Source organism: Aeromonas sp. PS2Canimalfood6, assembly GCF_048276795.1.
GTDB classification, from domain to species: Bacteria; Pseudomonadota; Gammaproteobacteria; order Enterobacterales; family Aeromonadaceae; genus Aeromonas; species Aeromonas caviae.
The window spans coordinates 20,191-33,891 of the sequence record NZ_JBLUXC010000015.1 but is presented as its reverse complement, the minus strand read 5'-3'; the positions used below and the strand labels follow the sequence as shown (position 1 = coordinate 33,891).

The 13,701-nt window shown below is 62.8% G+C and carries 10 protein-coding genes; 3 read left to right on the top strand and 7 right to left on the bottom strand.

Going from position 1 to position 13,701, the window contains the following annotated elements:
- Nucleotides 1-42 precede the first annotated feature (42 nt).
- From ACNPAA_RS08755 to ACNPAA_RS08745, 3 genes are read right to left on the bottom strand one after another with little or no spacing between them, the layout of a single operon-like run.
- A complete protein-coding gene (locus tag ACNPAA_RS08755; RefSeq protein WP_417891690.1) occupies nucleotides 43-849 on the bottom strand; it encodes a phosphoadenylyl-sulfate reductase in 807 nt (268 codons plus the stop codon).
- Nucleotides 839-2,551, bottom strand: coding sequence for an assimilatory sulfite reductase (NADPH) hemoprotein subunit (cysI, locus tag ACNPAA_RS08750; RefSeq protein ID WP_103243634.1), 1,713 nt, complete (start codon nucleotides 2,549-2,551; stop codon nucleotides 839-841). The genes ACNPAA_RS08755 and cysI overlap by 11 nt, the downstream gene beginning before the upstream one ends.
- The gene (locus ACNPAA_RS08745) at nucleotides 2,551-4,338 is read right to left on the bottom strand and encodes an assimilatory sulfite reductase (NADPH) flavoprotein subunit (protein ID WP_111896457.1); all 1,788 of its coding nucleotides are present in this window, start codon (nucleotides 4,336-4,338) and stop codon (nucleotides 2,551-2,553) included. The genes cysI and ACNPAA_RS08745 overlap by 1 nt, the downstream gene beginning before the upstream one ends.
- A 198-nt stretch (nucleotides 4,339-4,536) precedes the next feature.
- On the opposite strand from ACNPAA_RS08745, the gene ACNPAA_RS08740 reads away from it, so the two are divergent.
- Nucleotides 4,537-5,349 carry a PhzF family phenazine biosynthesis protein gene (locus ACNPAA_RS08740; RefSeq protein WP_417891689.1) on the top strand — a complete coding sequence of 271 codons (813 nt, stop codon included), beginning with the start codon at nucleotides 4,537-4,539 and terminating at the stop codon, nucleotides 5,347-5,349.
- 106 nt (nucleotides 5,350-5,455) lie between these two features.
- On the opposite strand, the gene lysS is transcribed toward ACNPAA_RS08740, so the two are convergent.
- Nucleotides 5,456-6,991, bottom strand: coding sequence for a lysine--tRNA ligase (lysS, locus tag ACNPAA_RS08735; protein WP_010675428.1), 1,536 nt, complete (start codon nucleotides 6,989-6,991; stop codon nucleotides 5,456-5,458).
- A 20-nt stretch (nucleotides 6,992-7,011) separates the two neighbouring features.
- Nucleotides 7,012-8,110, bottom strand: a protein-coding gene (gene prfB / locus ACNPAA_RS08730) for a peptide chain release factor 2 (protein WP_102948437.1) whose coding sequence is annotated in 2 segments (ribosomal slippage) — nucleotides 7,012-8,034 and nucleotides 8,036-8,110 — 1,098 coding nt in all. Because the reading frame shifts where the segments join, the coding sequence is not laid out codon by codon here.
- Between the two features lie 252 nt (nucleotides 8,111-8,362).
- Here prfB and ACNPAA_RS08725 point away from each other — a divergent pair.
- Nucleotides 8,363-10,234 (top strand): methyl-accepting chemotaxis protein, encoded by a 1,872-nt coding sequence (locus tag ACNPAA_RS08725; protein WP_139738049.1) that lies wholly within the window; start codon nucleotides 8,363-8,365, stop codon nucleotides 10,232-10,234.
- Between the two features lie 225 nt (nucleotides 10,235-10,459).
- Here the strand turns inward: ACNPAA_RS08725 and gltS are convergent, their stop codons facing one another.
- Nucleotides 10,460-11,659 carry a sodium/glutamate symporter gene (gene gltS / locus ACNPAA_RS08720; RefSeq protein WP_041212483.1) on the bottom strand — a complete coding sequence of 400 codons (1,200 nt, stop codon included), beginning with the start codon at nucleotides 11,657-11,659 and terminating at the stop codon, nucleotides 10,460-10,462.
- A 489-nt stretch (nucleotides 11,660-12,148) separates the two neighbouring features.
- Here gltS and ansA point away from each other — a divergent pair, with 489 nt between their 5' ends.
- The gene (gene ansA, locus ACNPAA_RS08715) at nucleotides 12,149-13,156 is read left to right on the top strand and encodes an asparaginase (RefSeq protein ID WP_010675424.1); all 1,008 of its coding nucleotides are present in this window, start codon (nucleotides 12,149-12,151) and stop codon (nucleotides 13,154-13,156) included.
- Between the two features lie 249 nt (nucleotides 13,157-13,405).
- Here the strand turns inward: ansA and ACNPAA_RS08710 are convergent, their stop codons facing one another.
- Nucleotides 13,406-13,699 (bottom strand): YeaC family protein, encoded by a 294-nt coding sequence (locus ACNPAA_RS08710; RefSeq protein ID WP_010675423.1) that lies wholly within the window; start codon nucleotides 13,697-13,699, stop codon nucleotides 13,406-13,408.
- Nucleotides 13,700-13,701: the final 2 nt, after the last annotated feature.

The following is a 13,701-nucleotide window of genomic DNA, read 5'->3' as shown; positions in this document are numbered from 1 at the left end:
GCGTTTTTTTGTGGGCGCAGCACTTGGCCGGGCCGCGGGGGATCAGATGCCGGAGCCGTCGCTCTCGCCACTCTCCTCGTGCAGGCCGCACTCGCGCTTGAGGCCGAAGAAGCGGGTCTGCTCCTCGCTCATGCCGGGCTCCCACTTGGCGGTGGTGTGCACGTCGCCGACCGAGAGGTAGCCCTGCTCCCACAAGGGGTGGTAGGGGAGGTCGAACTCCTTGAAGTAGTAGAAGACGTCCTTGTTGCTCCAGTCGATCACCGGCAGGAACTTGAAGCGACCGCGCTGGATGGCCAGCACCGGCAGCTTGCCCCGGCTGCCGGACTGCTCACGGCGCAGGCCCGAGAACCAGGTGCGGGCACCCAGCTCGTTCAGGGCGCGGTCCATGGGCTCCACCTTGTTGAGCTGGTTGTAACGGGTGATCCCCTCCACCCCCTGCTCCCACAGGAGGCCGAAGCGGGCCTCCTGCCAAGCCGGGCTGAGTTCGGCCCGGTAGATCTTGAGGTTGAGCGCGAGACGCTCGGTCAGCTCGTCGATGAAACGGTAGGTCTCGGGGAAGAGGTAACCGGTGTCGGTCAGCACCACGGGCACGTCGGCCCGCTCGCGGCTCACCAGGTGCAGCATGAGCGCCGCCTGGATGCCGAAACTCGATGACAGCACATGCTCCCCCGGCAGGTTGGCCAGGGCCCAGCGCACCCGCTCGGGAGCGCTCATGGCGTCCAGCGCCCGGTTGAGGGGGGACAGCGCCTCGACCTGCTCCTCCCGGCCCAGGGCCAGGAGGGCGTCGAGGTCGAGCCGGCCGTCGGCGGTGCGCGCCAGACGGGCTGTATCAGTCTGTTCAGGCTGCATAGAAGTCCCTCGCGGAGTCGATAACCGGGGCGATGATGCCGGCGCGAATGACAAAATCGCCGAAGCACTCGTCCGGGTTGCGTTCGCTCGCCCAGCGGCCGATCAGGGCGTCCAGTTCGGCCAGGATCTGCGGCTCGGTGATGTTCTCCAGATGCAGGCGCGGGATGCGGGTCCCCTCGAGGTTGCCCCCCAGGTGCAGGTTGTAGCGACCCGGCGCCTTGCCCACCAGACCCACTTCCGCCAGCATGGCGCGGCCGCAGCCGTTGGGGCAGCCGGTGACCCGGAAGATGATGGCGTCATCCGCCAGGCCGTGCTTGGCCAGCAGCCCCTCGATGTCGGTGACGAAGGCAGGCAGCATGCGCTCGGCCTCGGCCATTGCCAGGGGGCAGGTGGGCAGGGCCACACAGGCCATGGACTGCTTGCGCTGCTCGCTCACGCCGTCATCCAGCAGACCGTACTGGCGTGCCAGCGCCTCGATGCGTGCCTTCTCGCCGGCAGGCACGCCCGCGATGATGAGGTTCTGGTTGGCGGTGAGGCGGAAGTCCCCCTGATGCACCTTGGCGATCTCCAGCATGCCGGTCTTGAGGGGCTTGCCCGGGAAGTCCAGCAGGCGGCCGTTCTCGATAAACAGGGTCAGGTGGTGCTTGCCGTCGATCCCCTCCACCCAGCCGAAGCGATCGCCACGACTGGTGAATTCATAGGGGTGAACCGGCCCGAACTGGATGCCGGCGCGGTTCTCCACCTCGGCCTTGAAGGCCTCGACCCCCACCCGTTCAAGGGTGTACTTGGTCTTGGCGTTCTTGCGGTTGACCCGGTTGCCCCAGTCGCGCTGGGTGCTGACCACGGCGGCCGCCACCTCCAGCACGTGGGAGAGCGGAATGAAGCCAAAGTCGCTCGCTTTGCGCGGGTAGGTGGTGGTGTCGCCGTGGGTCATGGCGAGACCGCCCCCCACCAGCACGTTGAAGCCCACCAGCTTGCCGCCATCTGCGATGGCCACGAAGTTGAGATCGTTGGCGTGGATGTCCACATCGTTGTGGGGCGGGATGACCACGGTTGTCTTGAATTTGCGCGGCAGGTAGTTGGAGCCCAGGATCGGCTCCTCGTCACCCCCCAGCTTCTCGCCATCCAGCCAGATCTCCACGTAGGCGCGGGTCTTGGGCAGCAAGTGTTCGGAGATCTTCTTGGCCCACTCGTAGGCCTCCTGGTGCAACTCGGACTCCACCGGGTTGCTGGTGCAGAGCACGTTGCGGTTTACGTCCCCCGCGGTGGCGATGGAGTCGATACCGGTGCTGTTGAGGGTCTGGTGCATCAGCTTGATGTCGCGCTTCAGTACCCCGTGGAACTGGAAGGTCTGACGGGTGGTCAGGCGGATGCTGCCGTACATGCTGTGTTCTTCGGCGAACTTGTCGATCACCTGCCACTGGGCCGGGGTGATGATGCCGCCGGGCAGGCGGGCGCGCAGCATGACATTGTGCAGGGGCTCTAGCTTCTGGGCGGCGCGCTCCGGGCGGATGTCGCGGTCATCCTGCTGATACATGCCGTGGAAGCGGATCAGCTGGAAGTTGTCGCCGTTGAAGCCGCCGGTGAGCGGGTCCTGCAGATCTTCGGCGATGGTGCCGCGCAGGAAGTTGCTCTCGCGCTTGAGGCGTTCGTTGTCAGCCAGCGGCCCTTCGACCGGTCCCGGAATAAGTTGTTTGCTCATCAATAGACATCCCTTTGATAACGTTTGGCACGACGCAATTCGCTCAGATACTCTTCTGCTTCCTCACGGCTCTTGTGGCCGTGTTCCGCAATCACTTCCAGCAGGGCTTCCTGCACATCCTTCGCCATGTGGTTGGCGTCGCCACACACATAGAAGTGAGCGCCTGCTTCCAGCCACTGGTAGAGCTCAAGCCCTGCCTCGCGCAGACGGTCCTGCACATAGATCTTGTTGGCCTGATCCCGGCTGAAGGCCAGGGAGATCTTGGACAGCAGGCCCGATTTCACATAACGCTGCCACTCCACCTGATAGAGGAAGTCCTGGGTGAAGTGGGGGTTGCCGAAGAAGAGCCAGTTCTTGCCCTCTGCCCCCTGTGCTTCCCGCTCCTGCAGGAAGGCGCGGAACGGGGCAATGCCGGTGCCCGGGCCGACCATGATGACGGGGGTGTCGGGATTGGCGGGCAGGCGGAAGTTGTCGTTGTGCTCCACGAACACCCGGACCTCGGCATCTTCCGGCAGACGGTCCGCCAGATAGGAGGAGGCGCCGCCGCTTCGCACTGTGCCATCTTCTTGGCGGTAGCGCACCACGCCGACGGTCAGGTGCACCTCTTCTTCCACCTCGCTCTGGGCGGAGGCGATGGAGTAGAGGCGGGGAGTGAGGGGGCGCAGCAGTGCGATCAGTTGATCGGCACTCAAGGCAGCCGGGAAGCGTTTCAGTACGTCCACCACCTGGGCGCTGGCCACCAGGGCGTTGACCTGGGCCTTGTCACCGGCCAGATCTTTGAGCGCCGCGTTGTCCGTGATCTCGGCGAGGCCAGTGATCAGGCCCCCGTGCAGCCGGGTCAGTTCGTAGTGACGGGTCAGCGCCTCGCGCAGGCTGCCATGGGGGGTGGCCTCGTCACCGGTCAGACCGGTCAGGGCCAGCACTTCCCCCACGAGATCGGCGTCGTTGTCGAACCAGATGCCGAGCGCATCCCCCGGTTGATAGGTGATGCCGGACTCTTCCAGGTTGATCTCGATGTGACGGATGTCCTTGGTGGAGTCGCGGCCGGTGATCTTCTGGTTCACCGAGAGTCTGGCGGGGAAGGGGTTCTCCTTGTTGTACTGGCTGTGGCCGACGGCGGCCTGCACCGAGCCCGCCACGCTGGCAGTCGCGGCGCCGGCAGAGAGGGTGGCGGCGACCGCCGCAACGGCCTGCTCGCCCCAGGCCTTGGCGGCATCCTGATAATCCACATCGAGGCTAGCTAGCTCATGGATGCGCTCGGCCCCTGCCTTGGCGAGGAAGCCATCGAAATCCTTGCCGGTCTGGCAGAAGAACTCATAGGAGCTGTCACCCAGCCCCAGCACGGCAAACTTGAGCCCTTCCAGCTTGCCGACCTTGCCCTTCTTGAGCTGCTCGAACAGATCGACGGCGCTCTCGGGGGGCTCCCCCTCCCCGTAAGTGCTCACTACCACCAGCAGGTGGCTCTCTTTCTTGAGCTGCTTGGGTTTGTAGTCCGCCATGGAGGTGAGGGTCACCGGCAGGCCGCGGGCCTCGGCCTGGGCCTTGATGGCGCTGGCCACGCCCTTGGCATTCCCGGTCTGGGAGCCGTAGAGAATGGTCAGGCTGCCGCCGGGTGCCGCGACTTCTGCGCCTGCGCTCGCCACGGGCTGGACGCCCGCCTGGGAGAGGCCGTAGAGATAACCGCTGACCCAGGCCAGTTGCTGGGTGTTGAGGGTGGTGAGAACTTGGTTGAGCTGGCGCTGCTGTTCGTCAGAGAGCGGGCTCAGGGTGGGGGCTGTCAATGGCATCACACATGTCTTCCATGGTCTGATTTTTGGTCAGGGTAAGGGGTGTAATGAATAACAACAAAGAATAAAAATATCTTCTTTATGCGATTTATGAATTTATAAAGCCAAAATCCATCTCAGCCCGGGGGGGCCCGTGATATAAAAATGGCCTTGCCGAGCCCCCTGTCCCGGGGATTTCTCATGCCCCAAGGAGCAACCATGTCCCGTCTCTATCATGTCAACGCCTTCAGCCATCACCCCTTCGGAGGCAACCCCGCCGTGGTGGTGCTGGGGGAAGCGCGGCCCGGCGCCGAGCTGCAGGCCATGGCTGCGGAGTTCAACCTCTCTGAGAGCGCCTTTCTGACCCAACTGGGAGAGGGGCATTACGGGTTGCGCTGGTTCACCCCGCAAGTGGAGGTGGACTTGTGCGGCCATGGCACCCTGGCGGCGGCCCATGTGCTGTGGCAGACGGGGGAGGTGTCAGGGGAGCTCCCCATCCGCTTCGCGACCCGCAGCGGTGAGTTGCTGGCCCGGCGGGAAGGGGAGTGGATCTGGCTCGATTTTCCGCGCATTGCCCTGGCGCCCCTTGAGCTGGACCCTGCCTTTGGGGCGGCTCTTGGCTGCCAGCCGCTGCAAACCCTGGCGGCCGGGGCCAAGTTCCTGCTTGAGCTCGGTAGCGAGGAGGCGGTCCGCGCGCTCACCCCCGATTTTCACGCCCTGCGGGCGCTGCCGGGCCGGGGGATCATGGTGACGGCGCCATCGAGCCGGGGAGAGGACGACTTCGTCTCCCGCTATTTCGCCCCCTGGGTCGGGGTGGACGAGGATCCGGTGACCGGCTCCAACCACTGCGCCCTGGTGCCCTTCTGGGCCGAGCGGCTCGGCAAACGGCAATTGCGGGCCCGCCAGATCTCGACCCGGGGCGGGGATCTCAGGCTGGAATTGCAGGAGGAGCGAGTACTGATGGCGGGCGGGGCACTGACCCTGTGGCAGGGGGAGTGGCTGCTGCCCCCTGTCGCACCCGCGGACCGATGACCGCTCGTCACTGTGTGAGTTCTGCATAAAAAAACGCCCCGCAATTGCGGGGCGTTTTGATTGCCATGGACGGCAGCGTTTTGCTGCGGCCCTGTTTCTGCGGCGCTTACTTTTGTGGACGCAAGGCCGGGAACAGGATGACGTCGCGGATGGTGTGGCTGTTGGTGAACAGCATCACCAGACGGTCGATACCGATACCCTGACCGGCGGTCGGCGGCAGACCGTGTTCCAGCGCGGTGACGAAGTCGGCGTCGTAGAACATGGCTTCGTCGTCCCCTGCGGCTTTCTGGTCAACCTGGGCCTGGAAGCGCTCGGCCTGATCTTCCGCATCGTTCAGCTCGGAGAAGCCGTTGGCCAGCTCGCGGCCGCCGATGAAGAACTCGAAGCGGTCGGTGACGTCCGGGTTCTGGTCGTTGCGACGGGCCAGCGGGGAGACGGCGGCCGGGTATTCGGTGATGAAGGTCGGTTGCAGCAGCATGTGTTCCACGGTCTCTTCGAAGATCGCGGTGATCACGTGGCCCAGCTCCCAGCTCTTCATCAGCTCGATCTTCAGACCCTTGGCGACGGCGGTGGCCTTCTCAAGAGTGGCCAGATCGTCACGGGTCACACCCGGGTTGTACTTCAGGATGGAGTCGACCATGGAGAGGCGCTGGAACGGCTGACCGAAATCGATGGTCAGGCCCTCTTCGCCCTCTTTGGCGTAACGGATCCTGGTGTCGCCCAGGATGTCCTGTGCCAGGGTGCGCAGCATCTCTTCGGTGAGATCCATCAGATCGATGTAATCGGCGTAGGCCATATAGAACTCGAGCATGGTGAACTCGGGGTTATGGCGAACGGAGATGCCTTCGTTGCGGAAGTTGCGGTTGATTTCGTAGACACGCTCGAAACCACCGACCACCAGACGCTTCAGATAGAGTTCCGGAGCGATACGCAGGTACATGTCGATGTCCAGCGCATTGTGGTGGGTGATGAAGGGACGTGCGGAGGCGCCACCCGGGATGACTTGCATCATGGGGGTTTCCACTTCCATGAAGCGCTTGTCATTCAGGAACTTGCGAATGCCGGCCACCACCTTGGTGCGGGTCACGAAGGTCTTGCGGGACTCTTCGTTGGCGATCAGGTCCAGGTAACGCTGGCGGCAGCGGGCTTCCTGGTCGGTCAGCCCCTTGTGCTTCTCGGGCAGCGGGCGCAGGGCCTTGGTCAGCAGGCGGATGGTGGAGACGTGTACGGAGAGCTCACCGGCGTTGGTGCGGAACAGGGTGCCCTCGACACCGACGATGTCACCCAGATCCCACTTTTTGAACTGCTCGTTGTAGAAGCCTTCCGGCAGGTCGTCACGGGTCACGTAGATCTGGATCTTGCCAGCCATGTCCTGCAGGGTCGCGAAAGACGCCTTGCCCATGATCCGGCGGGTCATGATGCGACCGGCAATCTTCACCTGTTTACCCAGGGCGACCAGTTCGTCATTGCTCTTGTCGCCGAATTCGGCGTGCAGATCGCCGGAGAGGCTGTCACGACGGAAATCGTTTGGGAAGGGGTTGCCCTGGGCGCGCAAGGCGGCCAGCTTGGAGCGACGCTCAAGCATCTCGTTGTTCAGTTCGAGAGTCTGGTCGACTTCCGGGGTGGTGGTTTGTTCAGACATGGTGATTCCTGCTGCTCTGTTTACAGGCCTGATTTCAGGCTGGCTTCGATAAACTTGTCCAAGTCGCCGTCGAGTACTGATTGGGTATTGCGGGTTTCGACGCCGGTGCGCAGATCCTTGATACGGGAATCATCCAGTACGTAGGAGCGGATCTGGCTGCCCCAGCCGATGTCGGACTTGGTCTCTTCGAGGGCTTGCTTCTCAGCGTTCTGCTTTTGAATTTCCAGCTCGTAGAGCTTGGCCTTCAACTGCTTCATACACTGATCTTTGTTCTTGTGCTGGGAACGGTCGTTCTGGCACTGCACCACCACGCCGGTCGGCACGTGGGTGATACGCACCGCGGACTCGGTCCGGTTGACGTGCTGACCACCCGCACCGGAGGCGCGGTAGACGTCGATGCGAAGATCAGCCGGGTTGATCTCGATCTCGATGTCATCATCGATCTCGGGGTAGACGAACACGGAGCAGAACGAGGTGTGGCGACGGCCGCCGGAATCGAACGGCGACTTGCGTACCAGGCGGTGCACGCCGGTCTCGGTGCGCAGCCAGCCGAAGGCATACTCGCCGGTGAACTTGATGGTGGCGGACTTGATGCCGGCCACGTCGCCTTCGGAGCATTCGATGAGCTCGGGCTTGTAGCCGTGGGCATCACCCCAGCGCAGGTACATGCGCAGCACCATGTTGGCCCAGTCCTGGGCCTCGGTGCCGCCGGAACCGGACTGGATGTCTATGTAGCAGTCGGAACCGTCGTGCTGACCGGAGAACATGCGACGGAACTCGAGATCCACCAGCTTGGCCTCCAGCTCGTCCGCTTCGACAACGGCTTCGTTGAAGGTCTCTTCGTCTTCGCCTTCGACGGCCAGGCTGACCAGCATCTCGACGTCATCGACGCCCTGGGTCAGGGTATCGATGGTGCTGACGACGTTCTCCAGGGAGACTCGCTCCTTGCCCAGCGCCTGTGCGCGCTCGGGTTCGTTCCAGACATCCGGCTGTTCCAGCTCGGCATTGACCTCTTCTAGACGCTCTTTCTTGGCGTCATAGTCAAAGGTACCCCCTAAGCAGCTCGGTCCTCTCAGACAGCTCCTTAAGCTTGTTTAATACAGGATTGACTTCAAACATCGTGAAAACTCTCGGGGTCGATGTGATTTAAAAACGGGATATTCTAGCCAATTGCAGAAGGAATAAACAGGGTTGGCTGGCCTCGCTCTTTTTCCTGCTCCAATTTTCCGCAGCATTTTTAAAATTTCCGCGTAAAATATCGTCACTCACGCCATTCTCCGCTTCAGTTTTGCGCGGATTGGCCGCTAACAACACACAGTGCCACGCACTCCCGATTGATCCTGTTCCCGACCCCCACAAGAAGAAAACACGATGAAAAACCTATCACTCAAGCAGAAGATACTGTTGTCTGTGGTCATCGCCTTGTCACTGGTGATCCTGCTGCTCTCCTGGCAGAGCTACACCAGCCAGAAGTCCATGCTGCTGCAAGGCAGTCAGGAACAGGTGCAGCGCCTTGGCAGCCAGCAGGCCGCCAGCGTCAGCGACTGGCTTGCCGCCCGTCGTGACGTCATCCAGGCCCTTGGCAACAAGGCCGGTGCCGAGCCCCTCAACGCCCTGCAACAGGCCCAGGTGTCCGGCCGTTTCCAGCTCACCTATTTTGGTGAGGGCAGCGGCAAGATGAACGACTCCGACCCCTCCATCAACCGCGACGGTTACGATCCCCGCTCCCGTGGCTGGTATCAGGAAGCCATGGCCAAGGGCGGCATGATCGTCACCAAACCCTACCTCGACGTGGCCTACAACATTCTGGTGGTGACCCTGGCCCAGCCGGCCCAGGGCGGCGTGGTGGGGGGGGATCTCTCCATTGCCTCCCTGGTGGATGACATCACCAAGATGAAGCTGCCGGCGGACGGCTTCGCCATCCTGATGCACAAGGATGGCACCGTCATCGCCTACAAGGATGCGGCCAAGGCGATGAAGCCGGCCAGCGAGATCGACAACGATCTGACCAATGCCCTGATCGATCAGAGCAAGGCGAGCAACAGCCTGGTGCCTGCTTTCTTCGACAGCGAGGGGCGTGACAAGCTGCTGTGGGCGACGGACATTCCGGACACCGACTGGGAGCTGGTGCTGGTACTGGACAAGAGCACCCTGGAGGCGCCGCTCTCCTCCCTGCTGATGACCCAGCTCGGCCTGGCCCTGCTGGTGCTGGTGGGCAGCATTCTCGCCATCTCCTGGCTGGTCAGCCTGCTGCTCGGCCCCCTCACCAAGGTGTCCCAGGCCCTGGCCCGCATCGCCGACGGTAACGGTGATCTGACCCAGCGCATCAAGATCGACGCCAATGACGAAGTGGGACAGCTCGCCGGCAGCTTCAACCGCTTCGTGGGCAGCCAGCATCAGCTCATCGCCAACATCCGTCAGCTTGCCAACGAGCTGAACGCCGATGCCGAACGCAGTCTGGTGACCAACCAGGCCGCGGTGGAAGAGCTGCAGCGCCAGCAACAGGAGGTGACCATGGTCGCCACCGCCGTCACCGAGATGGCGAGTGCCACCATGGAGATCGCGGGTAACGCCGAGAACACCGCTGCCGCCGCCCAGCAATCCGCCCAGAGCAGTGAACAGGGCAAGATCCTGGTGAACCAGACTCGTCAGTCCATCAACAACCTGGCCGAGGAAGTGGGGCAGGCGACCGGCGTCATCGGTGAGCTGAGCCGTCACGCTCAGGCCATCTCCGGCATCCTCTCCACCATCCAGGGCATCGCCGAGCAGACCAACCTGCTGGCGCTGAATGCGGCCATCGAAGCGGCCCGTGCCGGCGAACAGGGTCGCGGTTTCGCCGTGGTGGCGGACGAGGTGCGGGTGCTGTCGCGCCGTACCCAGGATTCCACTCAGGAGATCCAGTCCACCATCGAAACCCTGCAACAGACCACGGCCCGCGCGGTGAGCCTGATGCAGACCAGCCAGGGGCTGGCGGACAACAGCGTGAAGGATGCCGACGCTGCCGCTGCGGCCCTGGAGGAGATCACCCAGGCCGTCAGCCTCATCTCCGACATGGCGGGCCAGATCGCCACCGCCGCCGAGGAGCAGACCCAGGTGACCGGTGAAATCACCCAGAACACCACCGCCATCAAGGATGTGAGCGACGAGATCACCGCTTCCGCCATGCGCGACCTGGATCAGGCGCACAACCTCAAGGGGCGTGCCACCAACCTGAACCAGCAGGTGTCGACCTTTATTTTGTAAGGAAGGTCAGGCCGCAATTTGAACCAGCTGGTGTTGGCCTTCATTCTGTAAGGAAGGTCAGGCCGCAGTTCTACCGTGGCGTCAGTAAAAAGCCCCGCACCTTGGTGCGGGGCTTTTTGTTGCCTGCAGTCGGCCCCTTGGTGAGGGTCGGGGCAGCGTCCAGGGGCCAGCAAGCAAAGAGCCCACCGCAAGGTGGGCTCTGTCATACGGGGCCTGCGCCCGGGATCACAGGAAGGGCAGGGCCAGGAACAGCTTGATCACCACGGCGTTGATGATGTCGATGAAGAAGGCTCCGACCATGGGCACCACCAGGAAGGCCAGGTGGGAGGGGCCGAAGCGCTGGGTAATGGCCTGCATGTTGGCAATGGCCGTGGGGGTGGCGCCGAGGCCGAAGCCGCAGTGACCCGCCGCCAGCACGGCTGCATCATAGTTGCGCCCCATGACCCGGAAGGTGACGAAGATGGCGTAGAGCGCCATGGCCACCGTCTGAACGGCCAGCAGGATGAAGATGGGCAGGGCCAGGCTTGCCAGCTCCCACAACCTGAGGCTCATCAGCGCCATGGCGAGGAAGAGCGACAGACTGACGTTGCCGAGCAGGGAGACCTCGCGGTCGCTCACTTCGTGCCAGTTGAGCAGGGTGAGCAGGTTGCGCAGCAGCACGCCGACAAACAGCACGCAGACGAAGATCGGCAACTCGAAGACGCCGCCCTTGAGATAGAGGGCCAGCATTTCGCCCCCTTTCAGGCTGATGGCGATGAGTGCCAGGGTCTCGATCAGGCTGAAGGTGGTGAGCGGGCGCTCCATGTCCGGCATTTCGAAGCCCTGGGGGGCGCCGTCACGGTTGTGCTCCTCACCGGGCACCTGCACCTTCTTCACCAGATAACGGGCCACCGGGCCGCCGATGAGGCCTCCCAGCACCAGGCCGAAGGTGGCACAGGCAATCGCCAGCTCGGCGGCGGATTGCACGCCGTACTTCTCGGTGAAGATGGAGCCCCAGGCCGCCCCGGTGCCGTGGCCGCCGGAGAGGGTGATGGAGCCGGCCAGCAGCCCCATGTGGGGATCCAGCCCCAGCAGGGTGGCCAGACCCACCCCCAGGCTGTTCTGCACCAGCAGCAGGCCGGTGACCACCAGCAGGAAGGTGGCCACCGCCTTGCCGCCGCGCTTGAGGCTGCCCAGATCGGCGGAGAGGCCGATGGAGGCAAAGAAGGTCAGCATCAGGGCCGTCTGCAGGCTGGTATCAAATTGCAGTTCGATCTGCAGGGTGGAGCGCAGCACCAGCAGCACCAGGGCAACCACCAGGCCACCGGCCACGGGTTTGGGGATGTTGAAAGTGCGCAGGGGTCCTATCTTGTTGACCAGCAGGCGGCCAAGCAGCAGCACCAGGGTCGCGGCGACCAGGGTGGCGTAGGCATCAAGTTGTAGCATTCAGTGCTCCCATGTTGATCGGCTGTGTCTTTGGCGAGAAAGACTCACGGATCCAGCCGGGATGAAACAGAGTGGCGAACGCGCCAGTGACAGAGGGGCCGCAGCCCCGTCCCTCTGCAAAAGAGGGGGTCGACACGAGCCCGTGTTCGTCGGGCGTCCAGATGAGATTTGTGAAAAATCCGCCGGATACTAGCAAAAAACACCAAGTACATCCACATATGTCACATTAATGATTAAAACGTGGTGTTAACATGGCATTTAAAACTACCTCGCCGAGTGTGCTCCGGATCGCAACAATGCTGCTGCGGCTGTCATTTGCAGCGGCACTCTTTATAATTCGCCCGGTTCCGCCCCCACGGGAGGACACAGACCCTCAAGAGGTCTGCTGATGACCGATATTGAGCCCGCCCGCACCATCTGAAGGACGGGGGCTGTATCGGTTGAGCCCTGTTTGATTTGCCGGTTTCCAGTCCAGAGAGAGGAGAGGGTGTGAAGAAGTCCATCTACATTGCCTACACAGGCGGCACCATAGGGATGCAGCGTTCCGACCACGGTTATGTACCGATGGCGGGCTTCATGGAGGACTGTCTGGCACGGATGCCCGAGTTCCATCGACCGGAAATGCCCGATTACCATATCCACGAATATGCCCCCCTCATCGACTCTTCCGACATGACGCCGGCAGACTGGCAGCGCATCGCCGAGGACATCAAGGGCAACTACGACAAGTACGACGGTTTCGTCATTCTGCACGGCACCGACACCATGTCGTTCACCGCGTCTGCGCTCTCCTTCATGCTCGAAGATCTGCACAAGCCGGTCATCATCACCGGCTCCCAGATCCCCCTAGCCGAACTGCGCTCGGACGGTCAGCAGAACCTGCTCAACGCCCTCTATATCGCGGCCAACTACCCGATCCACGAGGTGACGCTCTTCTTCAACAACCAGCTCTATCGCGGCAACCGCAGCAAGAAGGTGCATGCCGACGGCTTCCACGCCTTCGACTCGCCCAACTACCCGCCCCTGCTCAATGCCGGTATCGCCATCTCCCTGGAGGCAGGTGAGCTGGGAGTGCCGTGCGATCGCCCCCTGGTGCTGCACGACATCACCCCCCAGCCCATCGGGGTGGTGACCCTCTACCCGGGGATATCGGCGGAGGTGATAGCGAACATCCTGCAACAGCCGGTGCGTGCGCTGATCCTGCTCTCCTTCGGGGTGGGCAATGCGCCCCAGAACCCGGCCATGCTGGCGCTGCTCTCCGAGGCATCTGCCCGGGGCGTCATCATCGTCAACCTGAGCCAGTGCCTGCACGGCAAGGTCAACATGGGGGGCTATGCCACCGGCAACGCCCTCTCCCGTGCGGGAGTCATCTCGGGCTTTGACATGACCGCCGAGGCGGCGCTCACCAAGCTGCACTTCCTGCTGAGCCAGGATCTGCCGGCGCCGCGCATCCGCGAGCTGATGCAGCAGTCTCTGCGCGGGGAGCTGACCCCCTGACTTCCCTCTCACCCTAACCCTCTCCCAGCGGGAGAGGGGATAGATCGAGATGGCGAGGTTTACCATGAAGATCGCCGGCAGGTGGCCCGCTGACTGCTCGCAGGTGCGTGCCAGCTCCCTTCTCCCTTGGTGGGAGAAGGGCCGGGGATGAGGGGGATGAGTCATCCTGCATAGAGAGGAAAAAAGAGGGGAGCCATTATGGCTCCCCTCTTTCGTTTCGTTACCGCGATAGGTGACGTGCGGCCTGCCTCAGTGGCTAAGGTCGACCCGCACTATCTCTTCCTCATCGCGATACTGGCGCTTGAGCTCGCTCTTGCTCTTCATCACGATCTCGCCGTCACGGCCGATGTTCATGTGCTCGGGGTTCTCAAGGTGCATCGCCTGCCAGGCCATCACGGCCTGCAGGGAAGTGGCCTTCTGCTCCTCGGTGAGGGGCTTGCCATCCGGCCATTTGCCGAGCTCGACCGCAGTCTTGAGCCGCTCGTACACCTCTTTGGGCATCTGCGCTATCGCTTGTTGAAACGTCACTTGCTGAGACGACATCC

What these genes read in the sequence shown, in the direction of transcription:
- ACNPAA_RS08755 (WP_417891690.1), bottom strand. Translation starts at nt 849, where the DNA reads ATGCAGCCTGAACAGACTGATACAGCCCGTCTGGCGCGCACCGCCGAC.
- cysI (WP_103243634.1), bottom strand. Translation starts at nt 2,551, where the DNA reads ATGAGCAAACAACTTATTCCGGGACCGGTCGAAGGGCCGCTGGCTGAC.
- ACNPAA_RS08745 (WP_111896457.1), bottom strand. Translation starts at nt 4,338, where the DNA reads ATGCCATTGACAGCCCCCACCCTGAGCCCGCTCTCTGACGAACAGCAG.
- ACNPAA_RS08740 (WP_417891689.1), top strand. Translation starts at nt 4,537, where the DNA reads ATGTCCCGTCTCTATCATGTCAACGCCTTCAGCCATCACCCCTTCGGA.
- lysS (WP_010675428.1), bottom strand. Translation starts at nt 6,991, where the DNA reads ATGTCTGAACAAACCACCACCCCGGAAGTCGACCAGACTCTCGAACTG.
- ACNPAA_RS08725 (WP_139738049.1), top strand. Translation starts at nt 8,363, where the DNA reads ATGAAAAACCTATCACTCAAGCAGAAGATACTGTTGTCTGTGGTCATC.
- gltS (WP_041212483.1), bottom strand. Translation starts at nt 11,659, where the DNA reads ATGCTACAACTTGATGCCTACGCCACCCTGGTCGCCGCGACCCTGGTG.
- ACNPAA_RS08710 (WP_010675423.1), bottom strand. Translation starts at nt 13,699, where the DNA reads ATGTCGTCTCAGCAAGTGACGTTTCAACAAGCGATAGCGCAGATGCCC.